Origin of the sequence: Agrococcus sp. BE272 (assembly GCF_031457935.1) — a bacterium.
Taxonomy (GTDB): domain Bacteria; phylum Actinomycetota; class Actinomycetes; order Actinomycetales; family Microbacteriaceae; genus Agrococcus; species Agrococcus sediminis.
In genome coordinates this window covers 227,431-243,851 of sequence record NZ_JAVDXL010000001.1, presented here as the reverse complement: position 1 = coordinate 243,851, position 16,421 = coordinate 227,431, and the positions used below count along the sequence as shown (strand labels likewise).

The 16,421-nt window shown below is 73.4% G+C and carries 17 protein-coding genes; 8 read left to right on the top strand and 9 right to left on the bottom strand.

Annotation, left to right across the window (positions count from 1 at the left end; genetic code table 11):
• Positions 1-70: 70 nt before the first annotated feature.
• From J2X49_RS01180 to xseA, 8 genes are all read right to left on the bottom strand, one after another.
• Positions 71-559: a tetratricopeptide repeat protein gene (locus J2X49_RS01180; protein WP_310121517.1), complete on the bottom strand. Its 489-nt coding sequence runs from the start codon at positions 557-559 to the stop codon at positions 71-73.
• A complete protein-coding gene (locus J2X49_RS01175; protein WP_310121515.1) occupies positions 556-2,613 on the bottom strand; it encodes a prolyl oligopeptidase family serine peptidase in 2,058 nt (685 codons plus the stop codon). Before J2X49_RS01175 ends, J2X49_RS01180 begins: the two co-directional genes overlap by 4 nt.
• 9 nt (positions 2,614-2,622) lie before the next feature.
• A complete protein-coding gene (locus J2X49_RS01170; RefSeq protein WP_310121511.1) occupies positions 2,623-3,243 on the bottom strand; it encodes a sigma-70 family RNA polymerase sigma factor in 621 nt (206 codons plus the stop codon).
• Positions 3,236-3,922 carry a hypothetical protein gene (locus tag J2X49_RS01165; RefSeq protein ID WP_310121508.1) on the bottom strand — a complete coding sequence of 229 codons (687 nt, stop codon included), beginning with the start codon at positions 3,920-3,922 and terminating at the stop codon, positions 3,236-3,238. Before J2X49_RS01165 ends, J2X49_RS01170 begins: the two co-directional genes overlap by 8 nt.
• Before the next feature lie 231 nt (positions 3,923-4,153).
• On the bottom strand, positions 4,154-5,560 hold the full coding sequence (locus J2X49_RS01160; protein ID WP_310121505.1) for a class II fumarate hydratase: 1,407 nt from the start codon (positions 5,558-5,560) through the stop codon (positions 4,154-4,156).
• 62 nt (positions 5,561-5,622) lie between these two features.
• Positions 5,623-6,267, bottom strand: a complete 645-nt coding sequence (locus J2X49_RS01155) for a DUF4245 family protein (RefSeq protein ID WP_310121502.1) — start codon at positions 6,265-6,267, stop codon at positions 5,623-5,625.
• Complete coding sequence (locus J2X49_RS01150) at positions 6,264-6,524, bottom strand: exodeoxyribonuclease VII small subunit (protein WP_146357119.1); 261 nt, start codon at positions 6,522-6,524, stop codon at positions 6,264-6,266. The genes J2X49_RS01155 and J2X49_RS01150 overlap by 4 nt, the downstream gene beginning before the upstream one ends.
• Before the next feature lie 32 nt (positions 6,525-6,556).
• On the bottom strand, positions 6,557-7,792 hold the full coding sequence (xseA, locus tag J2X49_RS01145; protein WP_310121497.1) for an exodeoxyribonuclease VII large subunit: 1,236 nt from the start codon (positions 7,790-7,792) through the stop codon (positions 6,557-6,559).
• A gap of 70 nt (positions 7,793-7,862) precedes the next feature.
• On the opposite strand from xseA, the gene J2X49_RS01140 reads away from it, so the two are divergent.
• On the top strand, positions 7,863-8,885 hold the full coding sequence (locus J2X49_RS01140; RefSeq protein WP_146357409.1) for a 4-hydroxy-3-methylbut-2-enyl diphosphate reductase: 1,023 nt from the start codon (positions 7,863-7,865) through the stop codon (positions 8,883-8,885).
• Between the two features lie 46 nt (positions 8,886-8,931).
• Complete coding sequence (locus J2X49_RS01135; protein ID WP_128190606.1) at positions 8,932-9,381, top strand: hypothetical protein; 450 nt, start codon at positions 8,932-8,934, stop codon at positions 9,379-9,381.
• Between the two features lie 98 nt (positions 9,382-9,479).
• Here J2X49_RS01135 and fbaA read toward each other — a convergent pair whose 3' ends face one another.
• Positions 9,480-10,505, bottom strand: a complete 1,026-nt coding sequence (gene fbaA / locus J2X49_RS01130) for a class II fructose-bisphosphate aldolase (RefSeq protein WP_310121492.1) — start codon at positions 10,503-10,505, stop codon at positions 9,480-9,482.
• A 200-nt stretch (positions 10,506-10,705) separates the two neighbouring features.
• Here fbaA and J2X49_RS01125 point away from each other — a divergent pair, with 200 nt between their 5' ends.
• From J2X49_RS01125 to J2X49_RS01100, 6 genes are all read left to right on the top strand, one after another.
• Positions 10,706-12,433, top strand: coding sequence for a dihydroxyacetone kinase family protein (locus J2X49_RS01125; RefSeq protein ID WP_310121489.1), 1,728 nt, complete (start codon positions 10,706-10,708; stop codon positions 12,431-12,433).
• Positions 12,434-12,435: 2 nt separating this feature from the next.
• Entirely contained in the window at positions 12,436-12,891 is a 456-nt protein-coding gene (locus J2X49_RS01120; protein ID WP_246990590.1) for a ribose-5-phosphate isomerase, read from the top strand.
• Positions 12,892-12,895: 4 nt separating this feature from the next.
• Entirely contained in the window at positions 12,896-13,663 is a 768-nt protein-coding gene (locus tag J2X49_RS01115) for a triose-phosphate isomerase family protein (RefSeq protein ID WP_310121487.1), read from the top strand.
• Positions 13,660-14,382: a GntR family transcriptional regulator gene (locus J2X49_RS01110; RefSeq protein ID WP_128190338.1), complete on the top strand. Its 723-nt coding sequence runs from the start codon at positions 13,660-13,662 to the stop codon at positions 14,380-14,382. The genes J2X49_RS01115 and J2X49_RS01110 overlap by 4 nt, the downstream gene beginning before the upstream one ends.
• A 135-nt stretch (positions 14,383-14,517) precedes the next feature.
• The gene (locus J2X49_RS01105) at positions 14,518-15,456 is read left to right on the top strand and encodes a sugar phosphate isomerase/epimerase family protein (RefSeq protein ID WP_310121477.1); all 939 of its coding nucleotides are present in this window, start codon (positions 14,518-14,520) and stop codon (positions 15,454-15,456) included.
• Between the two features lie 4 nt (positions 15,457-15,460).
• Positions 15,461-16,414, top strand: coding sequence for a 3-hydroxyacyl-CoA dehydrogenase family protein (locus J2X49_RS01100; protein ID WP_128190340.1), 954 nt, complete (start codon positions 15,461-15,463; stop codon positions 16,412-16,414).
• Positions 16,415-16,421 lie beyond the last annotated feature (7 nt).

Below are 16,421 nucleotides of genomic sequence, written 5' to 3'. Positions count from 1 at the left end.
AGGGGCCAGTGGTTCCCACGACAGGGTCGGAGGAACCACTGGCCCTGCACTTGTGGCGCGGGTGCAGGCGTCAGGCGGGCGGATCCGTCAGCTCGGCCGCGTAGGCGAGCACCGATCGCCGGTAGAGCGGGAGCGTCGGCGCGAGGGCCTCGAGCGCGACCCGGAGCGCCTCATCGTGCCTGCCCGCACTGTGCAGCGCGAGCGCGAGGAACGCCTCGCGCGCGGCACCGGAGGGCTCGTGGCGCGGCGCCAGCTCGAGCATCGCGATGGCCTCGTCGACGCGCCCCAGGTTGCGCAGCGTCGACGCGTGCTGGATGCACCGGTACGCCTCGCGGGTCGGGTCGGCCTCGGCGAGCCCCGACTCGGCGGCGGCTCGGTAGAGCGGCTCCGCCTCGGCCTCGCGGCCCGCCGAGTCGTACGCGCCGGCGAGCTCGAAGTGCCCGACCGCGGGGTGCGGGGCATGCGCGACGAGCGCCTGCATGCGCTCGATCCGGTCGTCGTCGCCAATCGTCTCGTCGTCGAAGAGCGCCTCGACGCGGGCGTCCCACTCGGCGCTCACGCGTCGCGCTGCGCCGGCTCGAGGCCCGTGTGGTGCGCCGCGAACGCGAGCTGGTCGGCGAACTCGAGCGCGGCCGCATCCTTCGGCTTGCCCATCCCGTGCCCGGCGCGCGTGTCGACCGAGAGCAGCACGGGCGCATCCGCCCCCGCCGCCGCCTGCGCCCGCTGCAGCTCGGCCGCGAACTTGAACGAGTGGGCCGGCACGACGCGGTCGTCGTGGTCGCCGGTGGTGATGAGGGTCGGCGGATGCGCCGTCTCGCGCACGTTGTGGAGCGGCGAGTAGGCGCGCAGGTAGGCGTGCGCCGCTGCCTCGTCGGGGTCGCCGTAGTCGCTCGCCCATGCCCAGCCGATCGTGAAGCGGTGGTAGCGCAGCATGTCGAGCACGCCGACGCCCGGCAGCACCGCGGCCCACAGCTCGGGGCGCTGCGTGAGCGCCGCGCCGGCGAGCAGGCCGCCGTTCGAGCGGCCGTGCAGCGCGAGCTGCTCGCGGGTGGTGATGCCCGTCTCGAGCAGGTGCTCGGCGATCGCGTAGAGGTCGTCGAAGACCTGCTGCTTGCGCTCCTTCGTGCCACCCTTGTGCCACGCGGAGCCGAACTCGCCGCCGCCGCGCAGGTTCGGCACGACGAGCACGCCGCCCGCGTCGACCCACGCGGCGAGCACCGCGCGGAAGCCGGGGTTCATCGGGATGTTGAAGCCGCCGTAGCCCCAGATGAGCGTCGGGCGCGGCGCGGCGCCGTCGTCGCCAGCCGGGCGCACGAGGAACGCCGGCACCGTCTCGCCGTCGCTCGACGCGGCGCGGATGCGCGTGGTCGTCGCCGCGGGCGCGGCGGGGCCGGGCGCCGGGAGCGTGCGGTGCGCGACGAGCCGGGCGCCGTCGACCTCGACGACGTGGCGGGTGCCGCGGTCGACGAAGCTCGAGGTCGCGACGAGCACCGTGCCGCTCGTCGCGCTCGCCTCCGAGCCGGTGATCGAGATGCCCTCCCCGAGCGGCACGTCGTCGCCGAGGACGCCGTCGAAGGTCGCGAGCTGCATGCGGTGGCTCGCGTCGTGCGAGTACTCGAGCACGAGGCCCGCGGCGGTGAGGGAGGCGTCGAGCAGCACGTCCTCGGCGTGCTCGGGCACGATGGTGCGCTCGTGGGCCGTGGCCAGCTCGAACGCCGCGAGCCGGTAGCGCGGCGCATCCGCGTCGGTGACGGCGTAGAGCAGCCCCTCGTGCACGCCGATCGCGTTCCACTCGTGCTCGTGGCCGACGACCAGCTGGCGCAGCTCGTCGTCGCCGTGCCGGCGGGCGGCGAGGTCGTTGCCGCTCGAGGAGCCGGTGTCGGTCGAGAGCACGAACCACGTGTCGTCGCGCGGCCAGTGGCGCGCGAACAGCCGCGGCTCGTCCGGGCGGGCGAGGAGCACGGCGTCGTCGGCGACGTCGGTGCCGACCTCGTGCCGCATGAGGCGGCCCGCGCCCATCTCGTCGGTGAGCGCGTCGCCGCTGGGGGCGTCGTACGCCCAGTACGAGAACGCGCGACCGCCCGGCAGCCAGACGGGCAAGTTCCACTTCGTCCACGGGACCTCGTCGCCGAGATCCTCGCCGGTCGCGACGTCGCGCACCCGGATCGTGCGCCAGTCGGAGCCGCCGTCGGCGACGCCGTAGGCGAGCAGCGCGCCGTCGGGGGAGACGGATGCGACGGTGACGGCGACCGTGCCGTCGTCCGACAGCGCGTTCGGGTCGAGCAGCACCCGGGCGCCCTCGAGCTCGTCGACCGAGTCGGCGGTGACGAGCACCGGCTGGTTCTGGCCGTCGCTGTGCCAGGCGAAGACCCGACCGCCGCGGATCCACGGGCAGCCGCGCGTCGGCGCCTCGAGCAGCGCCGTCAGGCGCTCGCGGAACGCGGCGCGCGCGGGCAGCGCGGCGAGGATCGGCTCGGCGAACGCGTTCTGCGCCTCGATGAAGGCGCGCGTCTCGGCCGAGTCGCCGTCCTCCAGCCAGCGGTACGGGTCGGCGATCGCCTCCCCGTGGACCTGCTCGACCGTGCCGTCTCTCTTCACCTCGGGGTAGCGCATCCGCCCACACTACGTCGGCTGCGGCCCGACGTTCGATCGAGCAGGGTTGGCCGGGTCGCCGACGCGCCGGAGGCCCGCGCGGATGCCGGGCGCGCGTTCGCGCTCCGCGGTCGCGTCGGGAGCAGAGTCGAGCACGCTGCGGAGCGCCGCCTTCGCGCGCGCGTGCCGAGTGCTCGCCGTGGATGCGCGGATCCCCAGGTGGAGCGCGGCCTCCTGCAGGCTGAACCCGTCCCAGTGGACGAGCATCAGGAGCTCGCGGTCGCGCTGCGGGAGCGTCCGCACTGCGTCGCGCACGCGGCGGCGCAGGAGGTCGCGCTCCGAGCCCGGGTGGCCCGCCGCGTCGATCGCCGCGGCTCGGAGCGCGGCGCGTCGGTGCTCGTCGCGCTGCGCGCGCTGCACGTGCCGCCTGCGCCCGGCCAGCAGCGTGCGCCGAGCGACGCCGAACGCCCATCGTCGTGCGTCCTCTGCGTCGTCGGGGATGCGGTCGGCGCCGGCCGCGAGTGCGAGGAGCGTGTCGCCGAGCAGGTCGGCGGCGTCCTCCGGCGACGGGATCCGCCGGAGGAAGTAGCCGAGCAGGTCGTCCGCGACGTCGGCGGCGAGCGCGGCCAGGCGGCCGTCGCGCTCAGCCATCGGTGCCGCAGACCGTGCTGGTCATGAGGGCAGCCGAGGCTTCGGGCAGGACGCCCGCCGCGGTGCCGGCCTCGAGGAACCGGTCGCTGAGCGCGACCGCGAGCCGGTCGGTCGGGATGCCGGCCGCGACGAGCGCGTCCACCTCCGCGTCCCAGTCGCGGGCGGATGCCCAGGTGGCGACCCGGTCGAACGCCTGCTGGTCGAACGACGCGGGCGCGCCTTCGCCGAGCCACGTGTACGCGATGTGCTGCGGCTGTGCGCCGCCGCTCGCTCCGGTCAGCTGGACGAGGTCTGGCGACCAGGAGAACTCGAGGACGGCGCCATCGTCCCGGTCGGTGCGGGGTGTGAGCCAGGCGCCGACCGCGCAGCCCTCGCCCGTCGATGCCGTGCGCACCGTCGGGCTGGTGAGCGAGTCGGCGCCCAACCACTCGCCGAATGCGGCCTGCAGGCCGCCCGACGCCCATGCGATCCCGGCCGGCGCCGCGATGAGCACGGCGGCCATCGCGCCGATCGCGACCCGCCTCGAGCCGCGCCTCCGTGCTGCCGGAGCATCGGTCGCGCGGCGAGCCTCGTGCACGAGCGCGCTCGCGGCGGCACGGAGAGCACCGCCCTCGTGCGAGCGTTCGCGCACGGCTCGCCCGGGGTCGGCGTCGCGCAGCATCGTCTCGAGCTCATCCATGGTGGCCTCCAGCATCGTGGGTCACCCTGCACATGCGCGTGGCGACACGATCCGTCCCAAGCTCGATCGTGCGACCTCCGCACAACGCAAGCCCGAGCGCGCGCTCCGGCTGCGGATCGGCACGATCGGGCGGCCGCGCCGCGCGGAGACGCGCGCGGGCTTGCATCGTGCACGGCAGGCGCAGACGACGGAGGGGCACCCGCCGCGGCGGATGCCCCTCGTGGAGGGCGGCTACTTCGCGACGCCCGGGTGCGTCATCGAGAGCAGGTCGAGCGCCTTGTCGAGGTCGGCCTCGGTCAGCTCGCCGCGCTCGACGTAGCCGAGGTCGATCACGGCCTCGCGCACGGTGATGCCCTGGGCGACCGAGTGCTTCGCGATCTTCGCGGCGGCCTCGTAGCCGATGAGGCGGTTGAGCGGCGTGACGATCGACGGGCTCATGCCGGCGAGCGCCGCGGCGCGCTCGGTGTCGGCCTCGAGGCCCGCGATGGTCTTGTCGGCGAGCACGCGCGAGGCGTTCGAGAGCAGGCGGATCGACTCGAGCAGCGCCGTGCCCATCACCGGGATCTGCACGTTGAGCTCGAACGAGCCCGACGCGCCCGCCCACGCGACCGTCGCGTCGTTGCCGATGATGCGCGCGCACACCATGAGCACCGCCTCCGGCACGACCGGGTTGACCTTGCCGGGCATGATCGACGAGCCGGGCTGCAGGTCGGGGATGCGCAGCTCGCCGAGGCCCGTGTTGGGGCCCGAGCCCATCCAGCGCAGGTCGTTGTTGATCTTCGTGAGCGACACGGCGATGGTGCGGAGCGCCCCGGATGCCTCGACGAGGCCGTCGCGGTTGGCCTGCGCCTCGAAGTGGTTGCGCGCCTCGGTGATCGGCAGCCCGCTCGACGCGGCGATCTCGGCGATGACCTTCTCGGGGAAGCCGAGCGGGGTGTTGATGCCGGTGCCGACGGCCGTGCCGCCCTGCGGCACCTCGGCGACCCGGGGGAGCGCGGCCTGGATGCGCTCGATGCCGTAGCGCACCTGCGCGGCGTAGCCGCCGAACTCCTGGCCGAGCGTGACGGGCGTCGCGTCCATGAGGTGGGTGCGGCCGGGCTTCACGGCGTCGGCCCACAGCGTCGCCTTCTCCTCGAGCGCGCCCGCGAGGTGCTCGAGCGCGGGGATCGCCTGCTCGACGAGCGCGCCGGTGACCGCGATGTGCACCGAGGTGGGGAAGACGTCGTTCGACGACTGCGAGGCGTTCACGTGGTCGTTGGGGTGGACGGCCTCGCCCCGGTGCTTCGTCGCGAGCGTCGCGAGCACCTCGTTCATGTTCATGTTCGAGGAGGTGCCGGAGCCGGTCTGGTAGGTGTCGACCGGGAACTGGTCGTGGTGCGCGCCGCCGATGACCTCGTCGGCCGCGGCGACGATGGCGTCGGCGACGTCGGCCTCGAGGATGCCGAGCTCGCGGTTGGCGATGGCGGCGGCGCGCTTGATGCGTGCGAGGGCGACGATCTGCGCGGGCTCCAGGCCCGAGCCCGAGATGGGGAAGTTCTCGACCGCGCGCTGCGTCTGGGCGGCGTACAGCGCGTGCTTGGGCACGCGCACCTCGCCCATGGTGTCGTGCTCGATGCGGTACTCGGTCTCGGCGTTCACGTCGTCGTGCCTTCCTGTTGCTGCGTGGTCGTGCTTCGGGTGTGGGGGAGCGGGCGGCGGGCTCAGTCCGCGTCGGCGAGCGCGGCGCTCACGGCCTCGGCGAAGGCCTGCACCTCGGCGTCGTCGGCGGTGCCGGCGATGACGACGGTGGATGCGCCGGCCTCGGTCGTGAGGACGTAGGCGAGGTTGCCGGGATCCTCGGCGTCGCGCTGGTCGTGCTCGCGCCAGGTGAGGCCGCCGATCTCGCGCTCGCCGGTCTGCGGTGCCTCCTCGATGGCGGAGGCGAGCCAGGTCGGGTTCGCGTCGAGGGCCTGCGTGAAGGAGAGGAACTGCTCGCCGGGCGTGACGTAGCCGGCGTACCAGGTGGTGACGTCGTCGCCGCCGGTGCGGATCTCGGCGGCGTTCGACGCCCATCCCTCGGGCAGCTCGGGCGCGATGAGCGTCTCGTCGACGGTCGGCTGGGCCGCGGCGGCCGCGGCCGCGACGTCGATCGGCTCGCGCGGGGAGACGTCGGGGCGCAGCACGACGAGCACCATCACCAGCACGACCGCGAGGCACGCGACGACGGCGACGACGAGGTTGCTGAACGTCTGGTTCTCGCGGTGGCGGCGCGACGCGGCCGCCTTGCGGGCGGCGGTCTCCTCGGGCGTCTCGGGACGGCCGAGCTCGGCGACGACGCGGGGCGTGCGGGGCTGCTTGCGGCTCATGCCCGCTCGGCGCCGTCGGCGGTCGGGGCGGGCGCCGTGGCGCGCGCGGCGTCGAGCCGGGCCTTCGCGCCCTGGAGCCACTCCTCGCAGCGGTCGGCGAGGGCGCTGCCCCGCTCCCACAGCGCGAGCGACTCCTCGAGGGTCGCGCCGCCCGACTCGAGCGCCTGCACGACGCGCACGAGCTCGTCGCGCGCCTGCTCGTAGCCGAGCTCGGCGACTGGCGCGTCGGCGGGCGACTGGGGGTCGGGGGAGGTCACGGAGCCAGTCTAGACGCGGGCGCCGACGGCCGTCAGGCGGTCGCGGCGTCGTCGGGACGCACGGCGACGACGGATGCGTCGAGGCTGCCGGACGCGACGGTGACCAGCAGGCGGTCGCCGGGTCGGGCCGCGTCCGCAGCGCGCAGCACCGACCCGCCTTCCGCCTGCACGACCGCGTAGCCGCGGTCGAGCGTCGACTGCGGGCTGAGCGCGCGCAGCGTCTGCCGCAGGTGGCCGAGCTGCTGGCCGCCCAGCTCGACGACGCGCCCGGCGAGCTCGTCGGCGCGCGCCGTGAGGCGCGCGAGGTCGTCGGCGCGGGTCTCGATCATCGTCTCGGGCCGCGCGAGCGCCGGCCGCGAGCGGAACGACTCGAGCCGCTCGGCCTCGCGGGCGACGTGCTGCGTGACCCTCGCGCGCAGCATCGCCCGCGCCTGCGCGATGCGGGAGAGCTCGTCGGCGACGTCCGGCACGACCCGCTTCGCCGCATCCGTCGGCGTGGATGCGCGCAGGTCGGCGACGTCGTCGAGCAGCGGGCGGTCGTTCTCGTGGCCGATCGCCGACACGACCGGCGTCGTCGCGGCGGCCACCGCGCGCACGAGCGACTCGTCGCTGAAGCCGAGCAGGTTCTGGAAGTCGCCGCCGCCGCGCGCGATCACGATCACGTCGACCTCGGGGTCGGCCTCGAGCCGCGCGAGCGCGGCGAGCACCGTCGGCACGGTCTGGTCACCCTGCACCGCGGCGTGCTCGACCCGGAACCGCACGCCCGGCCAGCGCAGCTGGGCGTTGCGCAGCACGTCCTTCTCGGCGTCGGAGTCGCGCCCCGTGATGAGCCCGACCACGCCGGGCAGGAAGGGGAGGGGGCGCTTGCGCGCCGCGTCGAAGAGGCCCTCGGCGGCGAGCGACCGGCGCAGCGCCTCGAGGCGCGCGAGCAGGTCGCCGATGCCGACGTGCCGCAGCTGCGCCGTCACCATCGACAGCGTGCCGCCGCGCGGCCAGTAGTCGGGCTTCACGAGCGCGACGACGCGGTCGCCCTGCGAGAACTCGCCCTCGATGCGCGAGAGCGTCGACGACCAGACGTTGAAGGCGACCGTGGAGTCGCCCGCGACATCCTTCAGCTTGCCGAAGACGTTGCCGCGCGAGTTCGACCACTGCGTGATCTCGCCCTCGACCCACAGGTGCCCGAGCCGGCCGATGTACGACTTCAGCTCGGCGCCCAGCCGCTCGACGCTCCACGGCTCGTCGGGCGTGCCGGTGATCCGCTCGGCCATGCCGCTCCCGTCGTCGCGCCCCGCCGCCCAGGCGGCCCGTCGGAGACCAACGTAGACTGGACCGGTGACGATCACGAACGGACGAGTCCCGCTCGACGCCCCGCGTCCGGCGCTCCGCCGGGGTCGGCTCCAGGACCTCCCCGTCGAGGGCGGCAAGCGCATCCTGCTGGCCACCCCTCGCGGCTACTGCGCCGGCGTCGACCGCGCGGTGCTCGCGGTCGAGAAGGCGCTCGAGCAGCACGGCGCGCCGATCTACGTGCGCAAGCAGATCGTGCACAACAAGCACGTCGTCGCCGAGCTCGAGCGCGAGGGCGCGATCTTCGTCGACGAGGTGGATGCGGTGCCCGAGGGCGCGCGGGTCATCTTCAGCGCGCACGGGGTGAGCCCGGCCGTCGTGCAGGCCGCCGCCGACCGTGGCCTGTCGGCGATCGACGCGACGTGCCCGCTCGTGACGAAGGTGCACCGTGAGGCGATGCGCTTCGCGCGCGACGACTTCCAGATCCTGCTCGTCGGCCACGAGGGGCACGAGGAGGTCGAGGGCACCGCGGGCCACGCGCCCGATCGGGTCACGATCGTCAACAACCCCGACGAGGCCGACACCGTGCAGGTGCAGGATCCCGACCGGCTCGTCTGGCTCAGCCAGACCACGCTCTCGGTCGACGAGACGATGGAGACGGTGCGCCGGCTGCGCGCGCGGTTCCCCAACCTGCAGGACCCGCCGAGCGACGACATCTGCTACGCCACCCAGAACCGCCAGGTCGCGATCAAGAAGGTGGCGGCCGACGCCGACCTCGTGATCGTGGTCGGCAGCGCCAACTCCTCGAACTCGGTGCGCCTCGTCGAGGTCGCGCTCGAGTACGGGGCGAAGGCCGCCTACCGCGTCGACTTCTCGACCGAGATCCAGCAGGAGTGGCTCGAGGGCGTGCGCAGCGTCGGCGTGACGAGCGGAGCGAGCGTGCCCGAGGGCCTCGTGCGCGAGGTGCTCGCCGAGCTCGAGGACGCCGGCTACCGCGACGTCACCGAGGTGCGCACCGCCGAGGAGGACCTCATCTTCTCGCTCCCCAAGGAGCTGCGGCCCAGCCGCCAGCGCTGACCGGATCTCCTGGCGGACTCCCAGCGCCCGTCGATACGCTCGCGTCATGACTGATCAGCTTCGAGGCGAGGACACCGCCAACCCCACGGATGCCGTCCGTCAGGCGAGCGAGATCGACCGCGACCAGGTCGACGACGCCCCCGAGGCGAGCGGCGCCATCTCGACGACGCCGGTCGACGGCGGCGGCGACTCCGACCCCGACCAGTGGGCCGACCAGATGGCCGACGGCGAGGACTTCGACGAGTCGATGGGGGAGCCCGCCGACGACGACCGCGTGCTCGCGACCGACGAGCTCGACGAGATCGACGACGACGACGCCCCCGAGGGCTCCGAGGCGCGCGACGAGGAGTTCGAGGGCGACGACCCGGCCGACATCCCCGACGAGCACGGCGGCACGCAGGCGGGCGTCGACACCGACGACAACGGCGTCGACGACACCGTGCTGCCCGAGGGCACCGACCGCATCGTCGACACCGGCGACGACGACTGGGAGTGAGTCCCCGCTGACCGCATGAGCACCGCGCCCCGACGGGCGCGCGCAGAAGGGCCCCGCCGATCGACCGGCGGGGCCCTTCCCTGTCGCGGTGCGGGCCGCTACTTGCCCGACCAGCCGGCCGAGCCGAGCTGCTGCGTCGCCGACACCACGCGCGCGGCCATGGCCGTCTCGGCCGTCTTGCCCCACGAGCGGGGGTCGTAGACCTTCTTGTTGCCGACCTCGCCGTCGACCTTCAGCACGCCGTCGTAGTTGGAGAACATCGAGTGCGCGACCGAGCGCGTGTACGCGTACTGCGTGTCGGTGTCGATGTTCATCTTCACGACGCCGTTGCGCACGGCCTCGGCGATCTCCTCGTCGGTCGAGCCGGAGCCGCCGTGGAAGACGAGGTCGAGCGGCTTCGGGCCGGTGCCGTACTTCTCGGCGAGCCCCGCCTGGATCTGGCCGAGGAGCTCGGGGCGCAGGCGCACGTTGCCCGGCTTGTAGACGCCGTGCACGTTGCCGAAGGTGAGCGCCGCCATGTAGCGGCCCTGCTCGCCGAGGCCGAGCGCCTCGACGGTCGCGATCGCGTCGTCGAGGGTCGTGTAGAGCTGGTCGTTGATCTCGTGGCTCACGCCGTCCTCCTCGCCGCCGACGACGCCGATCTCGACCTCGAGGATCTGGTGGAGGGCCGCGGTGCGGGGGAGGATCTGCTTCGCGATCTCGAGGTTCTCCTCGAGCGGCACGGCCGAGCCGTCCCACATGTGCGACTGGAACAGGGGAGCGCGGCCCGCGCGCACCTCCTCCTCGCTCGCCTCGAGGAGCGGCATGACGAAGCCGTCGAGCGCGTCCTTCGGGCAGTGGTCGGTGTGCAGCGCGACGGTGATCGGGTAGGCCTTCGCGACCTCGGTGACGTAGCGGGCGAAGGCGATCGCGCCGCCGGCGCGGTTCTTGACGCTCTGGCCGGCGAAGAAGTCGGCGCCGCCGGTGGTGACCTGGATGATGCCGTCGGAGCCGGCCTCGGCGAGGCCCTGCAGCACGGCGTTGATCGTCGACGACGACGAGACGTTGATGGCGGGGTAGGCGAAGGCGTTGGCCTTCGCGCTGTCGAGCATCGCTGCGTACTGCTCTGGCGTTGCGACGGGCATTGCGGCTCCTGACTCGTCGGGTCGCGGACCGCCAGTCGCGGCCTCGCGGGAACATCGTCAGTCTAGGTCGCCGGGCATGCGGCCGCCCCGGCGGATGCGCACGGTCGGATGGGCCGACCGACGTGACAGGGAACCCAACTTCCTATAGGATTCCAAGGAGTGCCCGCCCCGCTCCGGGGTTCCTACGCGAGGAGAGCGCAATGACGCGACTGTTCAACGATCCGTCCCAGTTCGCCGACGAGATGATCGAGGGCTTCGCGGCCGCGGCATCCCGGTGGGTGCAGGCAGCCCCCGGCGGCGTCGTGCGCTCGACCAAGGCCGACGAGCCCACGGTGGCGCTCGTCGTCGGCGGCGGCAGCGGCCACTACCCGGCCTTCGGCGGCCTCGTCGGCCCCGGCCTCGCGCACGGCGCCGCGATGGGCAACCTCTTCGCCTCGCCGTCGGCGCAGCAGGTCTACGCCATCGCGAAGCAGGCCGACCAGGGCCAGGGCGTGCTGCTCAGCTACGGCAACTACGCCGGCGACGTGCTGCACTTCGACCAGGCCCAGGAGCGCCTGCGCGCCGAGGGCATCGACGTGCGCACCGTCACCGTCACCGACGACATCTGGAGCGCCCCGAAGGAGCGCCTCGAGCAGCGCCGCGGCATCGCGGGCGACCTCGCGGTCTTCAAGACCGCCGGCGCCGCCGCCGAGGCGGGCTACGACATCGACGGCGTCGAGCGCATCGCGCAGACCGCCAACGCCCGCACCCGCTCGTTCGGCGTCGCCTTCTCGGGCTGCACGCTGCCGGGCGCCTCCGAGCCGCTCTTCACCGTGCCCGAGGGCAAGATGGCGGTCGGCCTCGGCATCCACGGGGAGCCCGGCATCGACGAGGTCGACGTGCCCACCGCCGACGAGCTCGCGCAGCTGTTCGTCGACAAGCTGCTCGACGAGGTGCCCGACGGCGTCGAGGTCGAGGGCGCGCGCGTCGTGCCGCTGCTGAACGGCCTCGGCAGCGTCAAGTACGAGGAGATGTTCGTCGTCTACCGCCGCGTGCACGCGCTGCTCGAGGAGCGCGGGCTCACGATCGTCGAGCCCGAGGTGGGCGAGCTCTGCACGAGCTTCGACATGGCGGGCGTCTCGCTGACGCTGCTGTGGCTCGACGAGGAGCTCGAGCGCCTGTGGTGCGCGCCCGCCGACACCGCGGGCTTCCGCAAGGGCTCGGTCGCCCCGCAGCAGCAGGCCGACGCGGTCGACGCCTCGGTCGACGAGCAGGAGGTGCCCGAGTCGACGGCCGAGTCGCGCGACGCGGCCCACGTGATCGCCGCCTCGCTCGCCGCGGTCGCCGACGCGATCGACGACGCCGCCGAGGAGCTCGGCCACATGGACTCCGTCGCGGGCGACGGCGACCACGGCATCGGCATGCAGCGCGGCTCGCGCGCCGGCAGCGCCGCCGCGACCGCGGCCGTCCACGCCGGCGCCGGCGCGCAGACGACGCTCGAGCGGGCGGCGGATGCCTGGAGCGACCGGGCGGGCGGCACCTCCGGTGCGATCTGGGGCGAGATGCTCCGCACGCTCGGCAGGCACGTGGGCGACGACCGCCACGTGACGGCGCAGACCGTCGCCGACGGCGTGGTCGCCGCGAAGGACGCCGTGATGGCGTTCGGCAAGGCCAAGGTCGGCGACAAGACCATGGTCGACGCCATCGTGCCGTTCGCCGACGACCTCGCCCGCCGCATCGCCGACGGCCAGCGCCTGCGCGACGCGTGGGGGCACTCCGCCGGCGTCGCCGACGAGGCCGCGCAGGAGACCGCCGCGCTCGCCGCGACGCTCGGCCGCGCCAAGTCGCACGGCGACAAGTCGATCGGCACCCCCGACCCGGGCGCCGTCTCGTTCGCGCTCATCTGCAGCACCATCTACGACGTCCTCACCACAGACAGGGAGCAGTGACCATGGGCATCCGCCTCATCGTCGGCAGCGACAAGGCCGGCTTCGACTACAAGGAGATCCTGAAGCGCGACATGGAGGCGAACGAGCTCGTCGACTCCGTGGTCGACGTGGGCGTCGACGACGCAGAGGGCTCGACCTCGTACCCGAAGGTCGCCATCGAGGCGGCCGAGCGCGTGGCCCGCGGCGAGGCCGACCGCGCCCTGCTGCTGTGCGGCACGGGCCTCGGCGTCGCGATCGCGGCGAACAAGGTCTCGGGCATCCGCGCCGTCACCGCGCACGACTCGTTCTCGGTGGAGCGCTCGATCCTCTCGAACGACGCGCAGGTGCTCTGCATGGGCCAGCGCGTCGTGGGCATCGAGCTCGCGCGCCGGCTCGCCAAGGAGTGGCTGACCTACACCTTCGACCCCGCCAGCCACTCGCAGGCGAACGTCGACGACATCTGCGCCTACGAGGGCTGACCGGATGGCGGGGATGCTGATCGGCTCGAGCCTGAAGATGTACTTCGGGCGCGCCCGCACGCTCGAGTGGACGCGCGCGGTCGCCGCGATCTGCGCCGAGCACCCGGCCGTGCAGGGCGGGCTCGTGGAGCCGTTCGTCATCCCCACCTTCCCCTCGATCCCCGAGGTCGTGCCGATCGCCACCCACGCGGGCATGCTCGTCGGCGCGCAGGACCTCCACTGGGAGGACGCCGGCGCCTTCACGGGCGAGGTGTCGGCACCGGAGCTCGCCGAGCACGGCGTCGCGCTCGCGGAGATCGGCCACGCCGAACGCCGTGCGATGTTCGGCGAGACCGACGAGACGGTCGCGTGGAAGGTGGCTGCAGCCCTGCGGCACGGCATCGCGCCGGTGCTCTGCATCGGCGAGCCCGACCGGGGCGCACCGGACGCGGCCGCGGCCGCCTGCATCCGCCAGCTCGACGCATCCCTCGCCCTCGCTCGCGACGCGGGCGCGACCGGCCGGCTCGTGGTCGCCTACGAGCCCGTCTGGGCGATCGGCGCACCGGAGCCCGCCGGCGACGACCACATCCGCGCGGTCGGGGCGGCGCTGCGCGCGCACCTCGCCGACGACCCGCTCGACGCGCAGGTCATCTACGGCGGCAGCGCCGGCCCCGGGCTGCTGCCGCGCATCGCCGACAGCGTCGACGGCATGTTCCTCGGGCGCTTCGCGCACGACCCCGCGGCGTTCGGCCGCATCCTCGACGAGGCGCTCGCACTCCAGGAGACACGATGACCACCCAGCTGCCGTTCCGCGGCGTGCGCGAGCTCGAGCGCCGCGGCCTCCGCGATCGGGTCTACGACCTCATCCTCGAGCTGCTGCTCGAGGGCGACGTGGAGCCGGGCTCGCGGCTCTCGATCGACACGCTCGCGAAGCAGCTCGACGTCTCGCCCACGCCCGTGCGCGAGGCGATGGTGCAGCTCGAGCGCACCGGGCTCGTCACGCGCGAGGCGCTCAAGGGCTATCGGGTCGCGCCCCCGCTCGGGCCCGATCAGCTCGCCGAGCTGTTCGACGCGCGCCTCATGCTCGAGGTCGAGGCGACCCGGCTGGCCGCGCCGAAGGCCGCCCAGCTGCTCGAGCGGCTGCGCGTCGCGCACGAGCGGCACCAGGAGTGCGCCGACCGCATCGTCGAGGCGATGGATGCGGGGGCCGACGTGCCCGTGCGCACCACGGCCGAGTACTTCGACGCGGACTCCGCCTTCCACCGCGCGATCTTCGAGGCAGCGGGCAACCGCTACCTCATCTCGATGCACGACGACCTGGGCGCCATGACGCACCGCTTGCGGCAGGCCGTGCTGCGCGGCACGAGCGACGTGCGCGAGGCGCACGCCGAGCACGCGCGGGTGCTCGACGCCCTCGAGCGCGGCGACGCCGACGCCGCCACGGCGGCGATGCGCGCACACATCCAGGGCGTGCGCACGCGCTCGGTGCGCGACGAGGCCGCCGGGTCCTGAGCCGGCCGGCACTGGCGTGGGGGACACGCCCGGGCTCAGCGCGCGCTTGCGCCCGCCGCGTTATCTGACTAGTTTTCCTATAGGATATTTTCAAGGGCGAAGATCGCGCCCGCGGATTGCAACGGAGCAGACGAGATGGCAGAGCAGCCAGCATTCACCGCCGAGACCTGGCCGATCGCCACCTGCCTGCACGGCATCCCCGCCGTCTCGGCCGACGGCGTCGCCCTGCACGACGCGGACCCTGCGGTCTGGGACGACGCGTTCGCCCAGGTCGCCGACGTGGGCTTCTCGCTCGCGGAGCTCGCCGACAGCCACATCCGCCCCGCCGACCTCGAGGCGAGCCGCAAGGACGAGCTGTTCTCGATCCTCGACTCGCACGGCATCCGCATCCCCTCCGTGCACCTGCAGCGCCAGAGCGTGATCATGCCCGGCCACGAGGAGCGCAACCTCGCCTACGCCCACCGCACGATCGACGCCGCGGCGGAGTGGGGCATGGAGGTCTTCTCGACCGGCCTGCACGAGCCGTTCAGCGAGGCGCAGCGCAAGGCGCTGTGGTTCTGGACCGCGCAGGGCCCGACGAACGACCCGGATGACCCGGAGCTCTGGACCGCGGCGGTGACGCGCCTGCGCGAGCTCGGCCGGCACGCTGCCGAGGTGGGGCTCAAGATGTCGCTCGAGATGTACGAGGACACCTTCCTCGGCACCGCCGACTCGGCCGTGCGCCTCGTCGAGGAGATCGGGCTCGACAACGTCGGCCTCAACCCCGACATCGCCAACCTCATCCGCCTCCACCGGCCGATCGAGGACTGGCGCGAGATGCACGCGAAGACGCTGCCGTACGCCAACTACTGGCACGTCAAGAACTACACGCGCGACGAGGCGGCCGACGGCTCGTGGGCGACCAGCGTGCCCTCCACCATGGAGGGCGGGCTCATCAACTACCGCCAGGTCGTGCGCGACGCGCTCGCGCTCGGCTTCGACGGCATCTTCCTCATGGAGCACTACGGCGGCGACAGCCTCGGCAACTGCTCCACCAACCAGCGCTACCTGCGCTCGCTCCTCCCGAAGGGCTGAGACCATGACCACGAAGACCATCGCCGTCGTCGGCTCCGGCTACATGGGCGGCGGCATCGCCCAGGTGCTCGCGCTCGCCGGCTACGACGTGCAGATCGCCGACATCTCGGCCGAGATCGCGCAGCAGAACCGCGCCCGGCTGCTCGACGAGGCGGCGCAGTTCGCCGCCGACGGGCTGTTCCCCGCCGACGCGGTCGAGCGCATCGAGGCGCGCCTCACCGCCGCCGAGTCGATCGAGTCGGCCGTCGCCGACGCCGACTTCATCGAGGAGGCGGTGCCCGAGAAGATCGAGATCAAGCACGCGACGCTCGCGCGCATCTCGGCCGCCGCCCGCCCCGACGCGATCATCGGCTCCAACACGTCGACGATCCTGATCGGCAGCCTCGCCGAGGCCGTCGAGCACCCCGAGCGCTTCCTCGGCGTGCACTTCTCGAACCCGGCGCCGTTCATCCCGGGCGTCGAGCTCATCGCGCACGAGGGCACGGATGCCGCCATCCTCCCCGTGGTCGAGGAGATCGTCGCGGCGACCGGCAAGGAGACGGCACGCGTCGGCGACGCGACCGGCTTCGTGCTCAACCGCCTCCAGTACGCCCTCTTCCACGAGGCCACCCAGCTCGTGGAGGAGGGCGTGGCGACGCCCGACGACATCGACACGATCGTGCGCACGACGTTCGGCTTCCGGCTGCCCGTCTTCGGGCCGTTCGCGATCGCCGACATGGCCGGCCTCGACGTCTACGCGTTCTGCTACGCATCGCTGCAGACGCGCTGGCCCGAGCGCTTCGCGACGCCGGACTCCCTCAAGGAGCTCGTCGACGCCGGCAAGTTCGGCACCAAGTCGGGCGCCGGCTACCTCGAGGTGCCGGCGGAGCGCACCGCAGAGCTCATCGCCTACCGCAACAAGGCGTACGTGGCCATCAAGCAGCTCATGGACGAGCTCGGCCCGGCCCCCATCCACTGATCCACGA

What these genes read in the sequence shown, in the direction of transcription:
- J2X49_RS01100 (WP_128190340.1), top strand. Translation starts at nt 15,461, where the DNA reads ATGACCACGAAGACCATCGCCGTCGTCGGCTCCGGCTACATGGGCGGC.
- J2X49_RS01165 (WP_310121508.1), bottom strand. Translation starts at nt 3,922, where the DNA reads ATGGATGAGCTCGAGACGATGCTGCGCGACGCCGACCCCGGGCGAGCC.
- J2X49_RS01170 (WP_310121511.1), bottom strand. Translation starts at nt 3,243, where the DNA reads ATGGCTGAGCGCGACGGCCGCCTGGCCGCGCTCGCCGCCGACGTCGCG.
- J2X49_RS01105 (WP_310121477.1), top strand. Translation starts at nt 14,518, where the DNA reads ATGGCAGAGCAGCCAGCATTCACCGCCGAGACCTGGCCGATCGCCACC.
- xseA (WP_310121497.1), bottom strand. Translation starts at nt 7,792, where the DNA reads ATGGCCGAGCGGATCACCGGCACGCCCGACGAGCCGTGGAGCGTCGAG.
- J2X49_RS01115 (WP_310121487.1), top strand. Translation starts at nt 12,896, where the DNA reads ATGGCGGGGATGCTGATCGGCTCGAGCCTGAAGATGTACTTCGGGCGC.
- J2X49_RS01120 (WP_246990590.1), top strand. Translation starts at nt 12,436, where the DNA reads ATGGGCATCCGCCTCATCGTCGGCAGCGACAAGGCCGGCTTCGACTAC.
- J2X49_RS01125 (WP_310121489.1), top strand. Translation starts at nt 10,706, where the DNA reads ATGACGCGACTGTTCAACGATCCGTCCCAGTTCGCCGACGAGATGATC.
- J2X49_RS01175 (WP_310121515.1), bottom strand. Translation starts at nt 2,613, where the DNA reads ATGCGCTACCCCGAGGTGAAGAGAGACGGCACGGTCGAGCAGGTCCAC.
- J2X49_RS01110 (WP_128190338.1), top strand. Translation starts at nt 13,660, where the DNA reads ATGACCACCCAGCTGCCGTTCCGCGGCGTGCGCGAGCTCGAGCGCCGC.
- fbaA (WP_310121492.1), bottom strand. Translation starts at nt 10,505, where the DNA reads ATGCCCGTCGCAACGCCAGAGCAGTACGCAGCGATGCTCGACAGCGCG.
- J2X49_RS01155 (WP_310121502.1), bottom strand. Translation starts at nt 6,267, where the DNA reads ATGAGCCGCAAGCAGCCCCGCACGCCCCGCGTCGTCGCCGAGCTCGGC.
- J2X49_RS01135 (WP_128190606.1), top strand. Translation starts at nt 8,932, where the DNA reads ATGACTGATCAGCTTCGAGGCGAGGACACCGCCAACCCCACGGATGCC.